This window comes from Flavobacterium microcysteis, from assembly GCF_006385255.1.
Taxonomy (GTDB): Bacteria; Bacteroidota; Bacteroidia; order Flavobacteriales; family Flavobacteriaceae; genus Flavobacterium; species Flavobacterium microcysteis.
In genome coordinates this window covers 323,176-346,775 of the sequence record NZ_VFJE01000055.1, presented here as the reverse complement: position 1 = coordinate 346,775, position 23,600 = coordinate 323,176, and the positions used below count along the sequence as shown (strand labels likewise).

20 protein-coding genes are annotated in these 23,600 nt (G+C 36.9%); 13 read left to right on the top strand and 7 right to left on the bottom strand.

The features are described from left to right. The first annotated feature begins 28 nt into the window (after positions 1 to 28). From FJA49_RS12855 to FJA49_RS12830, 6 genes are all read left to right on the top strand, one after another. Entirely contained in the window at positions 29 to 1,255 is a 1,227-nt protein-coding gene (locus tag FJA49_RS12855) for an RsmB/NOP family class I SAM-dependent RNA methyltransferase (protein ID WP_140001325.1), read from the top strand. 1 nt (position 1,256) lies between these two features. Further along, entirely contained in the window at positions 1,257 to 2,345 is a 1,089-nt protein-coding gene (locus FJA49_RS12850; protein ID WP_140001324.1) for an endonuclease, read from the top strand. Between the two features lie 135 nt (positions 2,346 to 2,480). Further along, positions 2,481 to 3,572, top strand: coding sequence for an endonuclease (locus FJA49_RS12845; RefSeq protein WP_140001323.1), 1,092 nt, complete (start codon positions 2,481 to 2,483; stop codon positions 3,570 to 3,572). Positions 3,573 to 3,767: 195 nt separating this feature from the next. Then, the gene (locus tag FJA49_RS12840; protein ID WP_140001322.1) at positions 3,768 to 4,355 is read left to right on the top strand and encodes a Crp/Fnr family transcriptional regulator; all 588 of its coding nucleotides are present in this window, start codon (positions 3,768 to 3,770) and stop codon (positions 4,353 to 4,355) included. A gap of 82 nt (positions 4,356 to 4,437) precedes the next feature. Next, the gene (locus FJA49_RS12835) at positions 4,438 to 5,208 is read left to right on the top strand and encodes an alpha/beta hydrolase (protein WP_140001321.1); all 771 of its coding nucleotides are present in this window, start codon (positions 4,438 to 4,440) and stop codon (positions 5,206 to 5,208) included. A 196-nt stretch (positions 5,209 to 5,404) separates the two neighbouring features. Further along, positions 5,405 to 6,199, top strand: a complete 795-nt coding sequence (locus FJA49_RS12830; protein WP_140001320.1) for a class I SAM-dependent methyltransferase — start codon at positions 5,405 to 5,407, stop codon at positions 6,197 to 6,199. A 54-nt stretch (positions 6,200 to 6,253) separates the two neighbouring features. Here the strand turns inward: FJA49_RS12830 and rho are convergent, their stop codons facing one another. After that, a complete protein-coding gene (rho, locus tag FJA49_RS12825) occupies positions 6,254 to 8,074 on the bottom strand; it encodes a transcription termination factor Rho (protein WP_140001319.1) in 1,821 nt (606 codons plus the stop codon). A 184-nt stretch (positions 8,075 to 8,258) separates the two neighbouring features. On the opposite strand from rho, the gene FJA49_RS12820 reads away from it, so the two are divergent. The 3 genes from FJA49_RS12820 (at position 8,259) to FJA49_RS12810 (ending at position 11,580) form a co-directional block, all read left to right on the top strand. Beyond that, the gene (locus FJA49_RS12820) at positions 8,259 to 8,669 is read left to right on the top strand and encodes a DUF4293 domain-containing protein (protein ID WP_140001318.1); all 411 of its coding nucleotides are present in this window, start codon (positions 8,259 to 8,261) and stop codon (positions 8,667 to 8,669) included. A 162-nt stretch (positions 8,670 to 8,831) separates the two neighbouring features. Next, the gene (locus tag FJA49_RS12815; RefSeq protein WP_140001317.1) at positions 8,832 to 9,491 is read left to right on the top strand and encodes a response regulator; all 660 of its coding nucleotides are present in this window, start codon (positions 8,832 to 8,834) and stop codon (positions 9,489 to 9,491) included. 313 nt (positions 9,492 to 9,804) lie between these two features. Then, the gene (locus FJA49_RS12810; RefSeq protein ID WP_140001316.1) at positions 9,805 to 11,580 is read left to right on the top strand and encodes an ATP-binding protein; all 1,776 of its coding nucleotides are present in this window, start codon (positions 9,805 to 9,807) and stop codon (positions 11,578 to 11,580) included. Between the two features lie 5 nt (positions 11,581 to 11,585). Here FJA49_RS12810 and FJA49_RS12805 read toward each other — a convergent pair whose 3' ends face one another. Next, complete coding sequence (locus FJA49_RS12805; protein WP_140001315.1) at positions 11,586 to 12,083, bottom strand: metallophosphoesterase family protein; 498 nt, start codon at positions 12,081 to 12,083, stop codon at positions 11,586 to 11,588. Between the two features lie 167 nt (positions 12,084 to 12,250). Between FJA49_RS12805 and truA the strand changes: the two genes are divergently transcribed. From truA to lpdA, 4 genes are all read left to right on the top strand, one after another. Beyond that, positions 12,251 to 13,030: a tRNA pseudouridine(38-40) synthase TruA gene (gene truA, locus FJA49_RS12800; RefSeq protein WP_140001314.1), complete on the top strand. Its 780-nt coding sequence runs from the start codon at positions 12,251 to 12,253 to the stop codon at positions 13,028 to 13,030. Beyond that, a complete protein-coding gene (locus FJA49_RS12795; RefSeq protein WP_140001313.1) occupies positions 13,027 to 14,775 on the top strand; it encodes an ABC transporter ATP-binding protein in 1,749 nt (582 codons plus the stop codon). The genes truA and FJA49_RS12795 overlap by 4 nt, the downstream gene beginning before the upstream one ends. A gap of 10 nt (positions 14,776 to 14,785) precedes the next feature. Continuing rightward, entirely contained in the window at positions 14,786 to 15,070 is a 285-nt protein-coding gene (locus tag FJA49_RS12790) for a hypothetical protein (protein ID WP_140001312.1), read from the top strand. 102 nt (positions 15,071 to 15,172) lie between these two features. Next, positions 15,173 to 16,561, top strand: a complete 1,389-nt coding sequence (gene lpdA, locus FJA49_RS12785; RefSeq protein WP_140001311.1) for a dihydrolipoyl dehydrogenase — start codon at positions 15,173 to 15,175, stop codon at positions 16,559 to 16,561. A 273-nt stretch (positions 16,562 to 16,834) separates the two neighbouring features. Here lpdA and FJA49_RS12780 read toward each other — a convergent pair whose 3' ends face one another. From FJA49_RS12780 to FJA49_RS12760, 5 genes are all read right to left on the bottom strand, one after another. Further along, on the bottom strand, positions 16,835 to 17,470 hold the full coding sequence (locus tag FJA49_RS12780; protein ID WP_140001310.1) for a porin family protein: 636 nt from the start codon (positions 17,468 to 17,470) through the stop codon (positions 16,835 to 16,837). 168 nt (positions 17,471 to 17,638) lie between these two features. Next, on the bottom strand, positions 17,639 to 18,763 hold the full coding sequence (locus FJA49_RS12775) for a cysteine desulfurase family protein (protein WP_140001309.1): 1,125 nt from the start codon (positions 18,761 to 18,763) through the stop codon (positions 17,639 to 17,641). Positions 18,764 to 18,790: 27 nt separating this feature from the next. Beyond that, entirely contained in the window at positions 18,791 to 19,702 is a 912-nt protein-coding gene (locus FJA49_RS12770; RefSeq protein ID WP_140001308.1) for an EamA family transporter, read from the bottom strand. A gap of 77 nt (positions 19,703 to 19,779) precedes the next feature. Next, positions 19,780 to 21,615 (bottom strand): MFS transporter, encoded by a 1,836-nt coding sequence (locus tag FJA49_RS12765; protein ID WP_140001307.1) that lies wholly within the window; start codon positions 21,613 to 21,615, stop codon positions 19,780 to 19,782. A gap of 193 nt (positions 21,616 to 21,808) precedes the next feature. Further along, on the bottom strand, positions 21,809 to 23,599 hold the full coding sequence (locus FJA49_RS12760; protein WP_140001306.1) for a discoidin domain-containing protein: 1,791 nt from the start codon (positions 23,597 to 23,599) through the stop codon (positions 21,809 to 21,811). Position 23,600: the final 1 nt, after the last annotated feature.

Here is a 23,600-nt window from a genome sequence, read left to right as displayed (position 1 = left end):
TGATACCTTTGCCCCTCAATTACATAAAATGAGATTACACAGAAATTTAGTTTATACGACCATTGATTCATTGCATGCTATTTTCAATGAAGGGGAATATGCGGATAAGGTTGTGGCAAGAGCCTTAAAGAAAGATAAGCGTTGGGGAAGCAGTGACAGGAAATTTGTAGCGGAAACTATCTACGATATCGTCCGTTGGAAAAGGTTATACATGGAAATTGCAGAGGTGAAAGAACCTTTTGACAGAGATGACCTTTGGAGAGTTTTTGCTGTTTGGGCTGTCTTAAGAGGCTATCCTATTCCGGATTGGAGACAATTAGAAGGAACACCTGAAAGAAAAATAAAAGGCCGTTTTGACGAGCTTTCTAAAATCAGAAAATTCAAGGAATCTATTCCGGATTGGATGGACGAATTAGGTATAAAAGAGCTTGGTGAAGAACTTTGGTCTAAAGAAATTATAGCCCAAAACCAGCCTGCAAAAGTAATCTTAAGAGTGAATACTCTAAAAATTACCAAAGAAAAGCTTCGTGCAATTTTGATGGATCAGGATATCGAAACCGAGTTTTTAAAAGACCAGCATGATGCCTTGGTACTAAAAGAAAGAGCTAATGTATTTTTAACGGATGCTTTTAAAGAAGGTTTTTTTGAAGTTCAGGATGCCAGCTCGCAATTAGTAGCTCCTTTTCTGGATGTAAAACCAGGAATGAGAGTTGTGGACACCTGCGCTGGTGCTGGAGGAAAAACACTTCATCTGGCTTCTTTGATGGAAAACAAAGGACAGTTGATTGCAATGGATTTGTACGAAAGTAAGCTAAAGCAATTAAAGCTAAGAGCAAAAAGAAACGGTGCTTTCAATATCGAATATAGAATTATTGACACCACTAAAGTCATTAAAAAATTACACGAAAAGGCAGATAGAGTCTTAATTGATGCTCCATGTAGCGGTTTGGGCGTATTGAAAAGAAACCCTGATGCCAAATGGAAATTGCAACCTGAATTTATTGACAATATCCGAAAAGTACAGGCTGAAGTTTTAGAAAGTTATTCCAAGATAGTAAAGCCTGGTGGGAAGTTAGTGTATGCTACTTGCTCTATCTTACCTTCTGAAAATCAGGAGCAAGTTAAACGTTTCTTAACAACAGATACTGGGAAAAACTTTACCTTTGTAAAAGATGTGAAAATCTTGGCCTCAGAATCAGGATTTGACGGATTTTATATGGCGTTGTTTGAACGAAAAGAAAAAAAAGAATCATAAAATGAAAAAAAACTACTCCTTCCTGTTATTGCTTGTAGCAACAATAGGATTTGCCCAAGCTCCGGCGGGCTATTATAATTCTGCTACTGGCACAGGTTATACTTTAAAAACTCAACTTTACAATATCATCAAAAATCATACTGACCGAGGTTATGCTGGTCTTTATGTTACCTATCAGACATCTGATAAAAAAGCGAATGGTAAAGTTTGGGATATGTATTCCAATTGTGATTTTACTTTTGGTACTGTAGCTAATGGTGGAAACCAGGATAACGGAACAAATGCAACAACAGAATGTGTTTTCTTTAACCGTGAGCATACTGTCCCTCAAAGTTATTTCGGTAACGGAACTACACCAATGTATTCTGATGCGCACTTCGTATTGCCTACAGACAAGGTGGTCAATGCAAGAAGAGATGATTTTCCTTTTGGAGTCGTACAAAATGCTTCTTGGACTTCAGAAAACGGTTCAAAACTAGGAAACAATCTTAACTCAGGATATTCTGCAGGATATACTGCTACTGTTTTTGAACCTATTGACGAATATAAAGGTGATTTTGCAAGGCTTCTTTTTTACTTTGCAACACGTTATGAAACACAGCTTGCTGGTTTTTACACTGCGTCTACATCTACTTCAAAAGTAATGTTTGATGGTTCTAGCGGCAGAGCATTCTCTCCTACTTTTCTAAACATCCTGCTTACATGGAACCAACAAGATCCTGTAAGTGCCAAAGAAATAGCTAGAAACAATGCGGTTTATGCACGTCAAAACAACAGAAACCCATACATTGACAATAATGATTATGTAACACTAGTTTGGGGTATGCCACTTTCAGTTCCTGTATATGAAGCGCTTGCAGCTGTTACAGTATATCCAAACCCATCCAGCAATCACAAAATCAATATCGATACAGAATTGCAGTTGGATGAAATACAGTTGATCAACATTAACGGTCAAATCATGCAGGAAATCAAGAATCCATCATCACAAGGCAAGACGTATACTTTGGAAAATCTTCCTTCTGGTTTCTATTTCTTAAAACTGACTTCAGACAGCCAATCGGCTACAAAAAAGGTAATAGTAAATTAACGTTACTTTTACATATAATTCTTACAAAAAATGCCTGATTTTTAAAAATCAGGCATTTTTTATTGATTTAATACGTTAAATTTTAAAATTCTATTGGGAAAACCAATTACATTTGCTTCCCTTAATTATAATTTAATGACGAAATTTTACACTCTGGCAATGATGTTCACTGCATCTTTTGCCTTTGCTCAAGCTGGTGCGCCCGCTCCTTATTACAATGGATTTGATTTCACTCAAACAGGAACAGCATTAAAAACAGCCCTTGCGCAAAAAATCACATCGACACATACAAAAACGTTAAGCTATGATGGTGCAGAACAAGCCATCAAAATTATCGATCTTGACCCTGCCGATGCTACAAACACGAATGTCCTTCTTTTGTATGGCTTCAGCAATTCAATCTGTCCATCATCTCAGGCAGATGATAACGACCACAGACGCAGAAGTAAAAACAGTGATGGTGGTGGTGCTACTTGCGAATGGAACAGAGAGCATACGTATGCGAAATCTTTAGGAACTCCAGACTTAGGAACTTCAGGACCTGGTGCTGATGCACATCACCTGAGAGCTGCCGATGTTCAGAGAAATGGTGACAGAGGAAGTGAAAAATTCACAGCCGGTTCTGGAACTTCACACGATGTCACTTCTTCAACATGGTATCCTGGTGATGAGTGGAAAGGCGATGTTGCCCGAATGATGATGTACATGTACCTTAGATATGGTAACAGATGTCTTCCTAAAAATGTTGGTGTAGGAACTCCTGTAGCATCTGATGCTAACATGATTGATTTATTTCTTCAATGGAACGCAGAAGATCCTGTATCACAATATGAAGATAATAGAAATACGTATTTAGGTAATGCAAATAATCAATATGGACAAGGAAATAGAAATCCTTTTATCGACAACCCATATTTGGCAACAATGATTTGGGGAGGTCCTGCAGCAGAAAACCGTTGGCCATCGCTTTCAACGCATGAATTCAATCCGCTTTCTGCCGTTGCAGTGTATCCAAACCCTGCAAGCAACCATAAAATCAATATCGATTCAGATATCGTTTTGGATGAAATCCAATTGATCAATATCAATGGTCAGATTGTTCAGGAAATCAAAAATCCTGCTTCACAAAGCAATACATACACTTTAGAGAATCTTCCTTCAGGATTTTATTTCTTGAAATTGGCTTCTCAAAACCAAACGGCTACTAAAAAAGTAATCGTAAACTAACTTTTACCAATAACCATTAAGAAAGCCTTTCTGAAAATCAGAAAGGCTTTTTTCATTTCTATTTCCACCTAATAACCTGAAATTCTATCGAATAGAAATTTTAAAAACGATAAAATCATTCTGCAAATAGCGGAACTTTCTTGCAAATTATTTATATTTACTCGGAAAGAATCTGAACTTTTTAAGGATAAAATCATGGATAAACTCAAACACTTATCCTTTGCATTAAAAGAATTTGCCGGATTAACAGATGAAGATTTTCAGCTGTCGGAATCATTATGGCAGGAAATGAGCTATAAAAAATGGGATTTTTTTAATGAGTACAAAAATGTTTGTAGGTATCTGGGCTTTGTGACAGAAGGCGTCTTCAGGTCCTATATCGTTGACCCAAAAACAGGCGATGAAAAAAATGTTTTCTTGTATTCTGGCAATCAGTTTGTGGTATCTTTTAAAAGCTTTATCAATCAGATGCCATGTGATTATCATACACAATCTATGACCGATTCGCAAGTTTTATGCATCCACATTAATGATTTGCAAAGATTGTACGGGCAGTCGCATGCGTGGGAACGATTTGGCAGGTTACTGGCACAGGAAGCTTTCAACATAACCATTGCCCGCACAGAAAGTTTTCTCTTTCAGACTCCTGAGGAACGCTATTTGGATTTAATCAAACACCATCCCGATATTTTTAATACCGTTCCTTTATACCAGATTTCTTCCTATCTCGGCATTCAAGGACCATCGCTCAGCCGTATACGAAAAAGAATTTCTGGCAACTAATACGATTTTAACTCAGGTTAAAGTTTTTGGCATTACGATGATAGAACTTTGTCCTATCATTTAACAACTAAATAATCAAATTATGAATAAGTCAAAAACAATCGTGCTTATACACGGAAATTTCGTAAACAACCAGACATGGACATCTTGGAAAGATTATTATGAACAAAAAGGCTACACAGTCCATACTCCTGTTAATCCTGGACATGAAGGCAATCCTGCTGAATTAAGAAAAACGGACCATCCCGATTTGGCAAAGACCAATTTCAAAGCCGTAGTAGATAATATTGCCAAACTGATTGATTCATTGCCTGAAAAACCCTTGGTAATTGGCCATTCAATGGCAGGAATGGCAGCGCTAAAATTGACCGATTTAAACAAAGTAGCAGCAGCTGTAAGTATTGACGGAGCGCCTCCTAAAAATGTATTTCCTCCATTTCAAACACTAAAAACCGTATTGCCTGCTTTTGGATTTTTCTCTGGAAAGAAAAATTATATGGGCTCCCGAAAATGGTATGATTATGCCTTTTTCAACACTTTACCTGAGAAAGAAAAAGAAAAAATGTTCGATTTGTACGCAGTTCCAGAAAGTTTTGCGGTGAGCAGACAGTTGGTTTTGGACCCGTATTCTAATATTAATTTCAAAGAAGCCCATACCCCACTTTTATTTATTGGCGGCGGAAATGATCATATTTTCCCTGCTTCATTGACAACTACCATTGCCAGAAAATACAAAGACAGAAACAGCGTGGTCGATTTGAAAGTCTATGATGAAAAAAGCCATTTTATTGCGGGCGAACCTGGTTGGGAAAAAGTCGCTGACGATATTTTGGATTGGTATGAAAAATTATAATTCATAAAAATACTCGAAACAATTAATAACACCCATTGGCATATTGTTTCGATATTACTTTATCTCCATAAGTACATAGCAACTATATCAAAGATATCAATCGTATGATTTTTATCTGTAGCTTTACGGAACGTTACTGATAAAAATAACATAATCAAGGTAGCGTCATTAAATTTATTACTATAATATAAAAGCTATGGAAGAAAATTACTTAGAAATAAACAGGGAAACCTGGAATAAAAAGACAGAAGTCCATGTCGATTCTGAATTTTATGACCAAAAAAGTTTCCTAGAAGGAAACAATACGCTAAAACAGATTGAATTGGATTTGTTTGGCGATGTCAGAAACAAGAAAATCCTTCATTTGCAATGCCATTTTGGGCAAGACACGATGTCATTGTCCCGACTTGGGGCAAAAGCTACCGGAGTCGATTTGTCTGATAAAGCAATCGATAAGGCTCGGGAAATTGCGCAACAATTAAACCTGGACACCCAATTTATTAATTGTGATGTATACAGCTTGCCTGAACATCTCAACGAAGAATTTGACATCGTGTTTACCAGCTATGGAACTATTGGCTGGTTACCCGATTTAGATAAATGGGCTAAAGTGATCCAACGGTTCTTAAAACCTGGCGGTAAATTTATCATGGCAGATTTTCACCCAGTTGTCTGGATGTTTGATGATAATTTTGAAGGAATAGGCTATAATTATTTCAAGGAAGATGCAATAATCGAAACTGTAAATGGCACCTACGCAGATACGGAGGCTCCAATTTCTTCAAAAGCAATCAGCTGGAATCACGCTACTAGCGAGACCCTCAACAGTCTTATCACAAATGGTCTAGAGCTGAATTCTTTTGGCGAATATGACTATTCGCCTTATGATTGCTTTAGCAAGACAGAAGAATTTGAACCCGGCAAATACCGTATCAAGCATTTAGGAAACAAAATCCCGATGGTATATAGTATTGTCGCAACAAAAAAATAAAGACATAAAAAAACTCCAATTTTAGCAATTGGAGTTTTTTTATTTTCATTCTGATTAGTCGTTCATCGAAATCAGGAATTCTTCATTATTTCTTGTCTTTTTGAAACGATCGTTGATAAAATCCATCGCTTCAACCGGATTCATATCAGCCAAGTATTTTCTCATAATCCACATTCTCTGTATCGTTCCTTCGTCTAAAAGCAAGTCGTCTCTTCTCGTGCTTGATGAAGTAAGGTCGATAGCCGGGAAAATACGTTTGTTGGCAATCTTTCTGTCCAACTGTAATTCCATGTTTCCTGTTCCTTTGAATTCTTCAAAAATAACCTCGTCCATTTTAGAACCAGTTTCTGTCAAGGCTGTTGCAATGATACTTAGCGATCCACCATTTTCTATATTTCTTGCTGCTCCAAAGAAACGTTTTGGTTTTTGCAATGCATTTGCATCCACACCACCACTCAACACTTTTCCGGAAGCCGGCTGAACAGTATTATAAGCTCTTGCCAGACGGGTAATCGAATCCAGAAGGATAACTACATCATGGCCGCATTCTACCAATCTTTTTGCTTTTTCCAAAACAATATTGGCCACTTTTACGTGTCTGTCAGCAGGTTCATCAAAGGTCGAAGCAATTACTTCTCCCCTAACGCTTCGCTGCATATCGGTTACCTCTTCAGGTCTTTCGTCAATTAAAAGTACAATAAGATATACTTCAGGATGGTTGGCAGCAATGGTATTAGCAATGTCTTTTAAAAGCATTGTTTTACCTGTTTTTGGCTGCGCCACAATCATTCCTCTTTGCCCTTTTCCTATAGGAGAAAACAAATCGATAATTCGTGTAGAAATAGAACTTTGTTTTCCGGCCAGATTAAATTTTTCATCCGGGAAAAGTGGTGTCAAATGCTCAAAAGAAACTCGGTCTCTAACCACCTGTGGATCATGTCCGTTGATTTTTAAAACTCTTACCAAAGGAAAATATTTCTCCCCTTCTTTTGGTGGACGAACAACACCTTTTACCGTGTCACCTGTTTTTAATCCGAAAAGTCGTATTTGAGAAGTAGAAAGATAAATATCGTCAGGAGATGCTAAATAGTTGTAATCTGATGAACGCAGGAATCCGTATCCGTCAGGCATCATTTCTAAAACACCTTCACTTTCAATTATACCGTCAAATTCAAAATCAGCATCTCTGAAATTGGTCTTTTTATTATTCTTGAAATTAGGATTAGCGTTGGGATTAGAATTCTGATTCTGGTTTGGGTTTTGGTTAGGATTTTGATTTCCATTACCGTTTGGATTTTGTTTTTGGTTAGGATTCTGCTTTTGATTTTGCTGTGGTTGCTGTTTCGCAGTTTTTTCCTGACCTTTTTGAGAAGGAGCCGATTGATTTTCAACAGGCTGCTGAGTTACTTCATTTGCTTCTTTTTCAGTTATTTCTTCTTTAGTAGCTTGAGGTTTCTCAAAGTTATTTTTATTAAATCGGGGCTGTTTTTTGTCTTTTTGTGTTGGAGCTGCAATAGCATCCGGGCTTTTTGTTTCTGTCGTTTTTACAGCGATTACTGGCTTTGCAACAGGTCTCTTTTTTTCTTGTATTGGCTGTTCATTTACAGCAGCCGGTTCCGGTTCAGAAAAAAGGGTATTTGTATTTTCTACAGCAACTTTAGGTTTCTTTTCAGGGATTATCCTCGCTCTCTTTGGTTTAGCTTCTGTTTCAGCCGCAGAAGTCGGAATAACTTCAGGATTTGCTGCCTGATAATCTAATATTTGATAAATCAGGGCTTCTTTTTTTACTCCGTTAATCTTTATTTTTTTTGTTGCTTTAGCAATATCCTGAAGCTCAGAAAGCTTCATTTCTTTTAATACAGAAATATCAAACATGCATGTTTTGAATTAATTGTTGGAATCTTTGAAAGAGTAGTTGTGATTCTATTTTTTTTGAAAATGGATAACCCGCTAAATGAAGTGCTTACGGATTTCTTATGCAATAATACGAATAAATTTTAATCATGCAATAGTATTTATGAAAAAGAAAATATATTTTTGTGGGACAAATCAATGAATAATGATTCAGAGAATACAGACTATATATCTTGTGGCTGCCTTTATTGTTATGGGGAATCTGCCATTTGTTTTTCCTTTGGAAACCTCTTCTACCGGTGTAAAGACATTTGCGTCAGATCATCTGTTAGATATAAGTCTGTTTACATTGAGCGCTTTGCTTTCCCTGATTACTATTTTCTTGTTTAAGAATAGAAAACTCCAATTTGTCTTGTGCAGATTGAACATCATATTGAATTTAATTTTATTAGGATTATTTGTATATCATTCGCTAAGCTTATCCGGAGAGGTGGCGACCTCAGAGAAGGGTATTGGGATGTTTCTACCTATTTTTTCTATCGTTTTTTTAGTGCTTGCAAACAAAGCCATAAAAAAGGATGAAGATCTCGTAAAATCTGTGGATCGATTGAGATAAACCTATAAACTTAGTTTTATTTAGTGCGTAAGAAAGCCCGAACAATGTTCGGGCTTTTTTTGTATTTCATCGATTTTTATGGCATTTTGTAAGGGAAATTAATTTGCTATGGGGATTACTTCAAAAAAAAGGTTAAATTTGGTTAAGCCAATTTCCCCATAAATGGACACAAAAATTAGAATATATCTCGCTGACGATCACCAAGTTCTCATTGACGGCATGCTCTCAATGCTGAAGACTAATCCTAAATTTGAGGTCGCCGGATACTCCTTAAATGGCGAAAATCTGGTTGAAGATGTCCAAATAAGCAAGGCAGATGTCCTTGTAATGGATATTAATATGCCAAAAAAAGACGGTATTGAGGTACTTCGAGATTTCGCTACAAAAGGTTTTTGCTGTAAAGTAATCATCCTTTCCAGCTATGATGATGTAAAAATCATAAAAGAAGTGCTAAAACTCGGCGCGAATGGTTATCTTAGCAAACAAAGTGCAGGAGAAAATATTATTGAAGCCATCAATGCAGTCGCAAATGGTGAAGAATATTTTTCCCAATCCATACGGGATCGGATTTTTGAGTCTTTTTCCAAAATACCACAACAAAGCTATATTAATGAAGCCATGCCACTTTCCTCAATCACAGAGAGAGAGCTGGAAGTGCTCAAACTTATCACTATGGAATATAGCGGTACTCAAATTGGCGAAGAGCTCAATATCAGTACTAATACTGTAGAAACCCATCGCAAGAACCTGATCAAAAAGCTTAATGTAAAAACAACCATTGGATTGGTAAAATACGCCTTGAAACATAACTTAATTAATTAATCTAATAAATCAGAAACTATGTCATTATTCTTAAAAAACTATGCTATTGGAAAAGAAGACGACGCTTTTAAAGTATCTTTTCAAATCCCAGACAACTGCGAGTAAACCACCTTTGTAGATCCTTATGAAGTTAATATTATTGCCGTTACCTTAAAGCCTTACGAGAAAGATCCTTCAACAAGTTTCGTAGAATACTACGAATACTTTTCTTGTATAGAGAATGTAATAAACGTAGATTTTGAACTTCCTGATGGGGAAAGCGGTGGAATTGGCGATGGAGATCCAGTAACAAAAAAACCAAGATTAAGAATAGATGACCTTAAAATGGCCTAATTTCCAATCGTCATTTTGGACAATACTCCTATTCTTTTCATTTTCTGGATTTGTAACTGCTCAAGATAAAACCATAGATTCTTTATCCTTCTATACGAATAATAAAGACTACCTCAAAGGTTTGAAATATTCAAGAGAAAAGGCCAAATTTTATCTGGAAAACAAGGATTATAAAAAGTATTGCGATGTCAGCCTCAAAAAGGCTGACATCTATTTTTTGCTTAATGATAGTCAAAAATCCTTCGAAACCTTATTCAAAGCCCTGAAAGTTGCCGAGGATCACAATATTGTAGCCTCTCGGATGGAAATTCTGGAAGATATCGGGCATCGGTATGCTTCTATCCGAAATTATGACAGGGCAAAAAATTATTACTACCGTTCGCTTTCCTTGGGAAGGAAACACAAACTTTTAGTACCCAACTCATTCATCTACCAAAGGCTTTTTAAAGTCCATATCCTGACCAAATCTGACAGTGCTTTCTTTTACATGGAAAAAATCATGAAAGGCGCCAAGGAACTGAATGACCCTAGTGAATTGGCTTACAGCCACAACAACTACTACAGTTATTATATCACAAATGAGAAGTATACATTGGCTAGAAAATATCTTGATTCTTCCATGTTTTATGCAGAAAAGGCGAACAATATCAGGCAGATTTGCACCGCTTTGAGCAACTTGGGATATTATTACCTTGTGGTTGAAAAAAACTATAAAAAAGGAGTAGAACAATATCAAAAATCCCTAAAAATAAATCCAAAAGATACCATTTCTCAGGAAGTTGGAGATACGTTCCTTAACCTATCTTATGGTTATGAAATGATGGGCGATTATAAAAATGCCATCGAATACATGAATAAATATTTTCATGTCAACGAAACGATTTATGAAGATAATATCAAGCGAGCTATTTCAGATGTAGAAACAAAATACAAGATTGAAAAAATTGAGAATGAGAATAAAGAAAAGCAGCGATTGCTAGAGGAAAAGCAAAAAAACAATCAAAAAATAATCCTGATCTTTATTGCGCTTTTTGCTTTCAGTACTATCTTATTCTATTTCTTCTACCAAAACTTAAGGCTGAAACAGAAAAACAAGTTTATTGATCTGGACAGGCAAATCAAGCAAAATATTATCAATGCCACCATCGACGGCCAGGAAATTGAACGAAAAAACATCGCTACTATACTTCACGATAGTATTAGTGCACTGTTGTCTTCTGCAGGTCTTCATCTTTCTGCCTATACAGCAAATAACCCCAACGAAAATTCCGAAGAAATCCAAAAAACCAGAGCTATACTAAAAGAAGCACATGATAATGTCAGGGATTTATCTCATGAATTGATTCCGCCCTTATTGGCTAAGTTCGGACTATTTCATGCGTTGCAGGATCTATGTGAAAAAAATTCGAATTCTATTCTCCAATTTGAATATTCCAGTTATGTTCCGCAAGGAAGGCGTTATAACGAAGAGTTTGAAATGCGTGTGTATTTCATCACCGCTGAACTTTTTAATAATATCATAAAACACAGCAAGGCTTCTAAAGCTTATATTACACTAGAAGAAAACAACAACCAGCTTTTGCTTACAATTGAAGATGATGGTAAAGGTTTTGATACCAGCAAGGAATTATTAAGTGACGGTTTTGGGCTTACGCAGATAAAATCCAGAATCAAACACTTAAAAGGTTCTATTTCTATAAATTCAAAGATTAATGCCGGAACTTTGATTTACATCAAGCTTCAGATTCCTAAATAGTTGGGCTACGGCCTCTTCCCTATTTCAATCACTTCCAAATCTTTAATCTTATCGCCTTCGATAACAAAACGAAGCATTGTTCTTACTTGATGGAAACCCGAAATACCACAAGCTCCGGGATTCATATGAAGCAGGTTTAGTTTTTTGTCAAACATTACTTTTAGAATGTGCGAATGTCCAGTAATGAAAAGCTTTGGAGGATTTAAAGTAATTTCATTTTTTACAGCCGGACTATATTTTCCCGGATAGCCTCCAATATGGGTAATCCAGACATCTACTCCTTCACACATAAAGCGATTATGAAGCGGAAATTCCATTCTTGCCTTATCGCCATCAATATTTCCAAAAACAGCTCGTAACGGCTTATGCTTTTTTAAAGTATCCGTTACAATCAGATCGCCTATATCGCCAGCATGCCATACTTCGTCCGCCTGATCAACATATTTTAAAATAGTATCGTCAATATGGCCGTGGGTATCGGAAAGCAAAAGAATTTTTTTCATCAATCATTCAAATTAGGCGGGTAAAATTACAAAGTTTCTCGGGTCTTAAATCTAAAAAGCGAAACTCTTTTGGTTCATAACTTTAAGAAAATTTTGAAACCTTGCATTCTCGCACCTATAAAACTTATGACTATCTTTGTTTTTCAAAACTTTGGATTTACTTCACCTTGAGATATTTCATCGAATTTGCTTACAATGGCAAAAATTATCACGGCTGGCAACAACAACCTAACGCTCCTTCTGTACAAGAAACGTTGGGCAAAGCTATTTCTGTCCTGCTTCGAAGCACTGTTGAAATTACGGGCGCAGGAAGGACAGACACGGGCGTGCATGCCAAACAGATGTTTGCTCATTTTGATACTGATATTTCTTTTGAAGCCGATATTTTAAAAAATAAGCTGAATTCGTACCTGCCAAAAGATATTGCCATCATCAAAATCCATACGGTTGCTGATGATGCGCATGCCCGGTTTGATGCGGTGAAAAGAACCTATGAATACCATATCACTAACGTAAAAGATGTTTTTGAAGAGCCTTTGAGCTGGTATTGCCATCATCATCTTGATGTGGAAAAAATGAACCAGGCTGCAAAAATTCTTTTCGAATTCGACGATTTCCAATGTTTTTCAAAAGTAAATACAGATGTAAAGACCTTCCTATGCAAAATCATGGAAGCGAATTGGACAAAAACCGATAATAAGTTGGTCTTTACTGTTGCTGCCGACCGTTTTCTCCGAAATATGGTACGTGCCATTGTAGGAACACTGGTAAATGTTGGTATGGGCAAGCTAAGCCTGGAAGATTTCAGAAAAATCATTGAAAGTAAAAACCGAAACGAAGCCGGAGCTTCTGCCCCAGCCCATGGCCTGTTTCTAACCAAAGTAGAATATCCTTATATTTGTGGCACTTTGCCGCTGACAAAAAATAGCCTCGAGAAAAAGAAATGAAAGCATCAGATACCAAGATATTTAGGCGAATAATGGAGTACACCAAACCGTACAAAACCCGGTATTATTGGGTTATTTTCTTTGCGGTTACTCTATCTGTTTTCGCTGCACTCCGTCCTTTTTTACTAAAACGGACCGTTGACAATTACATACAGCCGGAAGACGCTACCGGTCTGTTATTTTTTATTTTATTAATGGGCTCCGCCCTGATTGTTGAAGTAATTTCTCAATTTTATTTCGTTTTCCTTGCCAATTGGCTCGGACAAGACATTATCAGAGATATCCGGGTAAAACTCTTCGGACACATGATGAGCTTTAAGATGAAATATTTTGACAATGAACCAGTCGGGAAATTAGTAACCCGTTCTGTATTCGACATCGAATCCATTTCAAAAATTTTCAGTCAGGGATTATTTATGATTATAAGTGACCTCTTGAAAATGGTAGTTGTATTGCTTTTTATGTTCTACATGAACTGGAAACTCACGATTATAGTAATGTGTGCTATGCCTATACTGGTGTATGCTACACGTGTTTTCCAGAAAAAAATGCAGGTGGCTTTTGAAGAAGTAAGAACACAGATTGCCAACCTGAATACTTTTGTTCAGGAGCGTGTTACCGGAATGAAAATCGTACAGCTATTTTCGAGAGAAGATATCGAATACGAGAAATTTAAAGTAATCAATGACAAGCATAAAAAAGCCTGGGTCAAAAACGTTTGGTATAACTCCATATTCTTTCCTATTGCTGATATTGTTTCTTCTATCTCTCTAGGGCTAGTTGTTTGGTATGGTGGAATGAACATATTGGCAGGTAACGGAACAACCACTTTTGGAGATTTGTTCTCTTACACCATGTTTATCGGAATGTTGTACAACCCTTTGCGTCAGATTGCGGATAAATTCAATGAGATGCAGATGGGAATGATTGCAGCAAATCGTGTTTTTGAAGTTTTGGATATGGAAGGACATATTCAGGACAAAGGAAAAGTTGCAGCACCTACATTTAAAGGTAATATCGATTTCAACAAGGTACATTTTAGCTATACTAACAAAGAAGAAGTTCTAAAAGGCATTAATATTCATGTCAAAGAAGGAGAAACTATTGCAATAGTTGGAGCTACCGGAGCTGGAAAATCGACAATCATCAACCTGCTCAACCGCTTTTATGAAATTAACGGAGGTGAAATATTGATTGACGGTACCAACATCAAAGACTTTACACTAAAAAGCCTTCGCAATCAGATTGCCGTGGTACTTCAGGATGTGTTTCTTTTTGCCGATACAATCCATAATAACATCACGCTTGAGAATCCGAATATTTCGAGAGAAGCCGTGATTAAGGCAGCAAAAGAAATTGGTGTGCATGATTTTATAATGACATTGCCACATGGTTATGATTATAATGTAAAAGAACGTGGTGTAATGCTTTCTTCAGGACAACGACAGCTTATTGCATTCTTAAGAGCATTTGTCAGCAATCCGAGTATCTTGATTCTTGATGAAGCGACTTCGTCTATCGACTCGTATTCAGAAGATCTGATTCAGAGAGCTACAGAAACCATTACTAAAGGCAGGACTTCTATCGTAATCGCACACCGATTGGCAACTATTGTCAATGCTGACAAGATTATAGTTATGGAAAAAGGAAATGTTGTAGAGCAAGGAACCCATTACGAACTAATCAACAAGGCAGAAGGTTACTATAAAAACCTATACTACTCTCAATTTGCAGTTGAGAGCTAATACAGTACACATGAAACTATTCTTCAAGCTTCTTTTTGCCGTAATTATTTTGGAAATAATTATTTCCATTTCCTGTACTTATATTATTGAAGAATCATCGAGTCGGTTTTTGGTCAATCTGTCCCATCTGATTATTATTTTCCTGAGCTTTCCTGTCTATCTAATAGACAAAAGCTATCCGTTTTATTCTGATGGCTCTGCAAACTTCGGTTTCATGCTCGTTTTGATAAATGTTTTGCTGCAGACATTAATCCTGTATGCATTTATAAGAATTACCACAAAAAAGAAAAATTGATACTAACAGCAGTTGTGGAAACTTTGCGAGAGCGAAACTTTTCCATAACCAAATAATTAGTTATTTTCGTACTCTCAAATAACAAGAAAAAATTACACTCTAATGAAATACGATATCATTGTTTTAGGAAGCGGACCTGGAGGTTATGTAACAGCCATCAGAGCATCGCAATTAGGCTTTAAAGTTGCTATTATCGAAAAAGAAAATCTAGGCGGTATCTGCTTGAACTGGGGATGTATCCCAACGAAAGCATTACTAAAATCCGCACAGGTTTTTGATTACCTAAAACATGCTTCTGACTACGGTTTGACAGTTGAAAAATTCGACAAGGATTTTAATGCTGTTATTTCACGTTCACGTGGTGTTGCTGACGGAATGAGCAAAGGCATCCAATTCTTGATGAAGAAAAACAAGATTGATGTTATTGAAGGTACTGGAAAAGTAAAACCAGGAAAGAAGATTGATGTTGTTGGAAAAGATGGAAAAACAGCAGAATATTCTGCAGACCATATTATCATTGCAACTGGAGCACGTTCTCGTGAATTGCCAAACTTGCCGCAAGATGGTAAAAAAGTAATTGGATACCGTCAGGCTATGTCATTGACTGAACAGCCAAAATCAATGATTGTTGTTGGTTCTGGAGCTATTGGAGTTGAGTTTGCACATTTCTACAACGCTATGGGAACTGATGTTACTATTGTTGAGTTTATGCCAAACATTGTTCCGGTTGAAGACGAAGATATCTCAAAACAATTTGAGCGTTCTTTGAAAAAAGCGGGTATCAAAATCATGACTAATGCTTCTGTTGAAAAAGTAGATACTTCTGGAAATGGCGTAAAAGCTACTGTAAAGACTTCAAAAGGAGAAGAAATCCTTGAAGCTGAAATCGTACTTTCTGCCGTTGGAATTAAATCGAACATTGAAAACATCGGACTTGAAGAAGTTGGAATCGCAACAGACAGAGATAAAATTGTAGTTAACTCTTACTACCAAACTAACATTCCTGGCTATTATGCTATTGGTGATGTGGTTCCTGGACAAGCATTGGCTCACGTTGCTTCTGCAGAAGGAATCCTTTGTGTTGAAAAAATCGCTGGCCTACACGTAGAGCCAATCGATTATGGAAACGTTCCAGGTTGTACCTATGCTACTCCTGAAATTGCTTCTGTAGGTTTGACAGAAAAGCAAGCTCGTGAAAAAGGTTACGAATTGAAAATTGGTAAGTTTCCTTTCTCAGCTTCTGGAAAAGCAAAAGCTGCCGGAACTCCTGATGGTTTCGTAAAAGTTATTTTTGATGCTAAATATGGCGAATGGTTAGGTTGCCACATGATTGGTTCTGGTGTAACTGATATGATTGCTGAAGCTGTTGTAGCTAGAAAATTAGAAACTACAGGTCATGAAATCATCAAGTCAATCCACCCTCACCCAACAATGAGCGAGGCTATCATGGAAGCTGCTGCTGATGCTTACGGCGAAGTGATACATTTGTAAGATTTTTGATTTAAGATTTTAGATTGCAGATTTGAGGTTTCTGATTTTAGATTTTGGATTTTAGATTTGCAGGAAGAATAAATAATAAAAAAACCGTTTTGAAATCCAAAACGGTTTTTTTATTAATCTATTTTTTGATTTCTGATTTAAGATTTAAGATTGCAGATTTGGATTGTTTGGAAAATCTGTGTAAATCCTATAATCTGTGGCAAATACGATTTTTGATTTGGATTTCAGCTTTCTGCCTACTGCTTTCTGCCTACTGCCAACATATTAATACAGTAAAAAGTTTATCCCTACGTTGAAGGAGCTTCTCATATTCACAATAGTATCGTCATAATCATTATATTTAAAAACTTCAGCCATACCGCCCTGTCCTTCATATTCAATAAAAACCTTAAACTTGTCGGATACCGGAATCTTTACGCCTATTCCAAATGCAATACCACCGTCTACTTTATTAAAACTGTCCTTTATGTCAGTATCTAGCCTAGTTTCTTTTGCATTCATTAAAAAGCCTATGTAAGGCCCAAAGTTTAAATACCAGTTTTTCTTGTTTCCAAAGTGCCAACCTGCCATTACAGGAACTGTAAGGTAATTTAAATTGATATCTGTTCTTGCATATCGTTGAACAGGATCAAATTGATCAGAAACCAGAATAAGATCATTATCCCATCCTTTTCTGTCGTAAATCAATTTTGCTTTAAGACTCCAGCTATCCGAAAAATAATAATCTGCAGATGCTCCTAAGTTAAAACCTATGCTCGGATCAGCCGAATCATATGTTGTACTGGCATTAGAAGAATTCAACCCGGCATGAAGCCCGATTTCTATTTTTCCTTTGTTTTGTGCGGAGGAACTCACGACAAAGCCGAAGATGGCCATCGAAGTAATTAGTACTCTTTTCATAAAGTTTGTTTTTACACAAACATAGAAAATTAATTAGAATTTGGTGTTAAAGATTTTGGATTTTGGATTTGAGATTTTTGATTTGGGATTTTAGATTTTGGATTTTAGACTTGGGATTTTAGACTTGAGACTTGGGACTTGGGACATGAGACTTGGGACTTGAGACTATTAAACTTTCTTTAGGGCTTCGATAAGTAAGTCGATGTCTTCCTGCGTATTAAAATGGCTGAATGAGATTCTTAAGCTTGGCTTTTTCAGGTCGTCTTCTGAAAGCATTTCTTTTAATACGTGCGATGGCTTGATGCTTCCTGATTGGCAGGCACTTCCTCTGGAAACCGCTATTCCTTTCATATCAAGGCTAAAAAGAATCATGGATGTCTTTTCATCAGAAAAAGGAAATAAGATATTAATGATATTGTAAAATCCTTCCGGATTGCCATTTATCTTAAAATCCGGGAAATGGATTTTTAGTTTTTCGATAAAATAATCCTTTAGGCTTTGGATGTGTTTTCTTTCTGCTTCTAAATTTTCATAAGAAACCTCAAGAGCTTTTGCCATACCGGCAATATTATGAATAGCTTCTGTTCCGGCACGAAGTCCTTTTTCTTGTTCACCACCAAAAATCATTGGATTTATGCCCGGATTCTTTCTTATAAAAGCAAAGCCGATACCTTTTGGTCCATGAAATTTATGGGCACTGGCAACTATAAAATCTACTTCTGCTTTTTGGAGGTCTATTTCTGTCTTTCCAACAGACTGTACCGTATCTGAATGGAAATAGGCTTTGTATTGCTTGCACAGCCTGGCTACTTTTTCTATATCTAAAACAGTTCCCGTTTCATTATTCACATGCATTAAGGCTACTAATGTAGGCTTATCCTGAGAAAGCAGTTCTACCAAATGATTAATGTCTGCTTCGCCATTGGAATTCAGATTGACAAAATCTACTTCAATACCATATTCAGCCTGTAAGGCCAAAACAGTATTAAGTACAGCATGATGTTCAATCTTGCTCGTGATGATTCTTTTTACCTTTAAATCTTTTACTGCCGAACGAAGAATCCAGTTGTTCGCTTCTGTTCCGCCTGAAGTAAATATGATTTCTTGTGCTGATACATTTAACTGCTTGGCAATCGATTTTCTTGAAGATTCGAGTATGTTCTTAGCTGACCGACCAAAACTGTGCGTTGAGGACGGATTTCCATATTCTTCCTGCAAAACATGGGCTATTTCCTGAATGACTTCAGGTCGTAACGCTGTTGTAGAAGCATTGTCTAGATATACTTTTTTCATGATACAAAAATCGGGATATAAAATGAATTACACATCTTTCGTCTGTAGTTCTTTTGTTTTCGACTTGAAGATGTGCTTGCTGTTAAAAATAATAATCGAAAGCAGGATTAAGGAATAAGCAATGATTTGGAATGTAGTAATGTCTTCCTTATAATAAAAAATGGCAAGGAAAAAATTAATCAGCGGATTGATATAAAGCAATATCCCTACTGTTGACGAGTTGACTCCTTTCAACGCATATAAGTTCAGGAAAAGTGGAATGATGGTAAACATCACCACGATGATGACCAGATAAAAATAGAAATCAAAAGCCGTTGGAACCTCAGAACTATAAAACGGATAGAACGGCAATAAGATAATTGCTGTGGTTGTCAGCTGTAAGGTAAGTAGCAGAAATTTGTCTATTGCCGTGTTCTTTCTTTGCGAAACCAGATACAAGGCATAGGTAGCCGCTACAATCAGGCTGTAGAAAATATCCATGAAATGGTTAAAAGACAACAATACACAGCTAAAAATGCTTAATGCTACGGCTGTCCATTGCCATTTATTTAATTTTTCCTTCAGTATAAAATAAGCAAAAACTGTTGTGAGTATTGGGCAGACCAGATACGCAAACGAAGCTGCTTTTACGCTAACGTGATTCATTACATAAATAAAGAAAAACCAATTGGCAGATAATAGCAATGAACCTCCCAATGTCAGAAGTACGACATTTCTCTTTTGAGTAGCCGACATCATCCTGAAATTTTCCTTAGTTTCTCTTAATGTCTTTTTTCTGAAAAGAAGATTAATTCCCATCATGAGAACGACACACAGAAATACCCTATAAAATAAAATATCCAATGAAGGATACAGATGTAAAGGCTTTAAAGCCAAACTGAAAAATCCCCAGATTGTAAAGGCTGTAATGGCAGCCAGATAGTATTTTGAAAGTCTCATGAGAAGTAAAAAATCCGAAGCAAATGTAGGGAATATATCTGCTTCGGATTCGTTATTATGAATTCATTAAGAATAAATTAATGGGCTCCTTCGGCTTCAATTGCATCAACATCAATATTCTGCCTTTTCAATATTCCTTTTACGGCAATCGCAAAGAAAGTAAGGTATGAGAAACAGATTACCGGTATTACATACGAAGCGTGGATTCCGATAATATCGGACAATTTCCCTTGTATAGGCGGAATAATTCCTCCTCCTAAAATCATCATTACCAAGAAAGCAGAACCTTGTGCTGTATATTTTCCAAGACCTGTAATTGACAATGTAAAGATAGACGGCCACATGATGCTACATGCCAATCCTCCTGCAAGGAAAGCATAGATTGCAACGGTTCCTGTAGAGAATAATCCAATTAGCATGGCAGTAACGCCCATTAGTCCAAATAAGATTAATGTTCTTGCCGGTTTGTTTTTGCTTAGGAAGAAAACCAAAACCTGTAATAATACGCAGATTACATAATAGTATAGTGATGACATATCCTGCTGCGCCAATGTATTTACGCCAATAATAACCGAAAAGGCAATTAACGGAACAATAATCAGGGCTAGTTTTCTTTTGCTTGCAGTCAGGTTAAAAACGCTGATTGCTCCTGCCCAACGGCCAATCATCAAACTTCCCCAATACATCGAAATATAAGGTGCAATTTCAGACGATTGGAAACTTCCAAATTCAGGCAGTTTTAATAGTTCTCCTAAATTACTTCCAACTGCAACCTCAACTCCTACATAGGTGAAGATAGCCAACATTCCTAAAACTAACTGTGGGTATTTCATAGCGCCCCAGCCATCGTTTTTCTTTTGTGCGCTACGGTTAGCAAATAAAAGTCCTCCTACGATTACCAATAAAGCTCCAGAAAGCCAGTACATTCTGTATTTTTCAAGAGGATGTCTGATTTCCTGAATTTCTTTGTGCTGCGGTTCAACACTTAATTCCAATACTTTGATTTCACTTTTGATTGATTCAGAAGCTATATTTTTTTCTTCTTCAGTAAGTACCTTGTCTTTTTTAATCTTTACCAGATTGTCGCTTAGCTTTTTAATGTCTTTCGTTATCGGTTCGATTGACTTTTCAATTTCAACTATCTTTTTTGCTTCCGGTGAGTTATAGCTATTAAAAACAGGCGCAAACATTATTGCCAAAAGACCGGTCATGATAATCAATGTGGTCATGGCTTTATTTGCTTTTTCCATTGGCTCGTTTGAAATTCCGGCTGGAAGTTTTTTCGAGAAAAAGAAAACGCTTGCTGCTATTAAAAATAAGATTCCTACTCCAACATATAGCAGGATTACTTTATCTAAACCCAATCCTTTAATCTGGTCATCGCTCACTGCTGCTGCTGTTCCGAATAATGCAAAACCTACAATGATTGGTCCGATTGTCGTTCCAAAGGAATTGATTCCACCGGCTAAGTTCTGACGGCTGGTACCCGTTTTTGGATCTCCTAACAAAACGGCAAAAGGGTTTGCCGCTGTTTGTTGCAATGAAAATCCTAAGGCCACTATAAACAATCCCACCAACATTCCCGCATACACATTCGCTTCAACTGCAACAATCATAGCTCCGGCTCCTAATGCAGAAAACAACAATCCGTAGACTATACTCCTTTTATATCCCCATTTGCCTACCAGGTCTTTTCCGTTTACAGCTCCAAAAATAAAAAGCAAAAGCGCTCCCAGATAGTAAGCGGTATAGAAAGCAAAGTCAATCAGCTGCGATTGAAATTGGTCTAATGAAAAATAGTTTTTACAGAAAGGAATAAAGATGCTGTTTCCGGCAGCAATAAATCCCCAGAAAAAAAACACTGTAATTAGTGTATACAGCGCAGGATAATTTGTTTTAGTTTCTGAACTCATTTATTAAGATAGTTTAGTTAAAGCAATAAAAAATAGGATTCTATTTAATAAAAACAATTAATTTTTGATAAATATACATTTATATGAAAACACCAGGTAATAGATTATAATTTAGTTATTAACGAAAACGATTTCTTAAGTCGTTTTTTAATCAAAATACAACGTTTGCGTAACTTTTTTCACAAAGTTTTTCTTATTCTGACTTTTTTATTTCAGATCGGGGACCTATCCCGTTATTGTTGAAAGCCTCGATCTGAAAATAGTAAGCATCTGAGCGATCCAGTCCGCTGAAATAGTATTCATTTTTGCCATATACCATTATCGAACCGTATAGTTTTTCTGGAGATTTTCCGAAGTATATGACATATCCGTCTGCATTAGGTTCTTGTTGCCATTTGAACCAGACGCTTCTTCTCTCTCCTTTTTTCCTGGCTTCGGCTCGTAACGGTGCAAAATTCTGCACCATGTTTGGCTTTTGCCCTGTTCCTTTTCCAAAAACCCTAAAGCCGCTTATGGCAAACTTTCCCGTTGGCATCTGGATGTTTTCTAATTTCAGATACCGGGCAGTTAACGGTTTTTCTAATTCGATATAATCATGGGGCACGTCTTTTGTATTTTTGCTTTTATCGACAGCTATTTTCCAATTTTTGCCATCGTTTGAGGAATAAATAATATACTTATGTCCTGTTGTTGTTTCCGGCTTGCCCATCAGCTCCACATCCTGATCCGCATAGTTAATTTGTATGGCATTGATTGTGGATTTTTCTCCCAAATCAGAAATCAGGTATTCGCCTTTCGCCGCAGTTTTAGCCGACCAATAGGTTTTTATGTCTTCATCATTACTAAAATTAGGCTGGAAGCCTCCCAAAGTAGAAGAAACCTGAACTGGCTTGTTATAATTTAAAAGCATCCATCCTGAGAAGTTTGCATCCAGATGGTTCTTTTTCTGTGAAGGAAGAAAAGTTGGATAATCGCCATAAGCTGTATTGGAGTATAGTACTCCATCTTCATCAAAACCGGCAGGCCAGATTCCTATTCTTCTTTCAAAATTATTCTTGGTCGAAATTACAATTGTGGATACGTGCCAATAATCATTATTGGTATCCTGATACGTAGCTCCGTGTCCGGCTCCTCTTGCAAATCCACCCGGTTTATAGGAAAACGGATTATGGGATTGGTAATCAAATGGCCCTAAAGGATTTGAACCTACATACACACCATCTGCATAGCCGCTAAATTCGGTGCCCGGTGCTCCGTATTGCAAATAATATTTGTCTTTGTACTTGGTCATAAAAGCACCTTCAGTAAAAGGCTGCAGGAAAGTATTGTCGTTGTGTTCGCCAAACCGTTCCCAACCATGCTCATCGTCATTAAGTGCCAAAACCGGAATTCTTTCGCCTTCGGGTTGGAAGGTTTTTCGGTTTAGTTTCACGCCATAGAGCGGATACAAATTACTCGATCCGTAATACATATACACTTCGTCTTTTTCCTTATCCCAAAAAATTTGAGGATCCCATGCTCCTGCTTCCGATTTATGTACGAGTTCTTTCCAATCATCTGTTTTTGGATTTTTGCTCATCCATAGCGGAAATTCTTTAGTATGTGTCGAACCGATAACCAATAGCGTATCATTTACAAATGACAACGATGGCGCACAGAGTTCGTCGTAGACCTTATGTTCCGGACGGAGGAATTTTCTGGAAATGAATTTCCAATCGAGCATATCAGAACTATGCCAATAGCCCCATTGGTTGGTTGAAAACAGATAATATTCACCTTTAAAATTGGTGATTACCGGATCGGCAGTTGCTCGATGTTTTCCTTGTGTTACAAAATTTGGAATCGGGCAATATCCATAATCTATGTTGATAGGATTGCAATAGGTTTTTTGTTGCGAGAAACCTTGTCCTGAAACGAGCAAGATTCCTGCAAGACCTACTACTTTGGTTGCTTTCTTTAAATTTTGTCTTTTAAAAAAATTCATT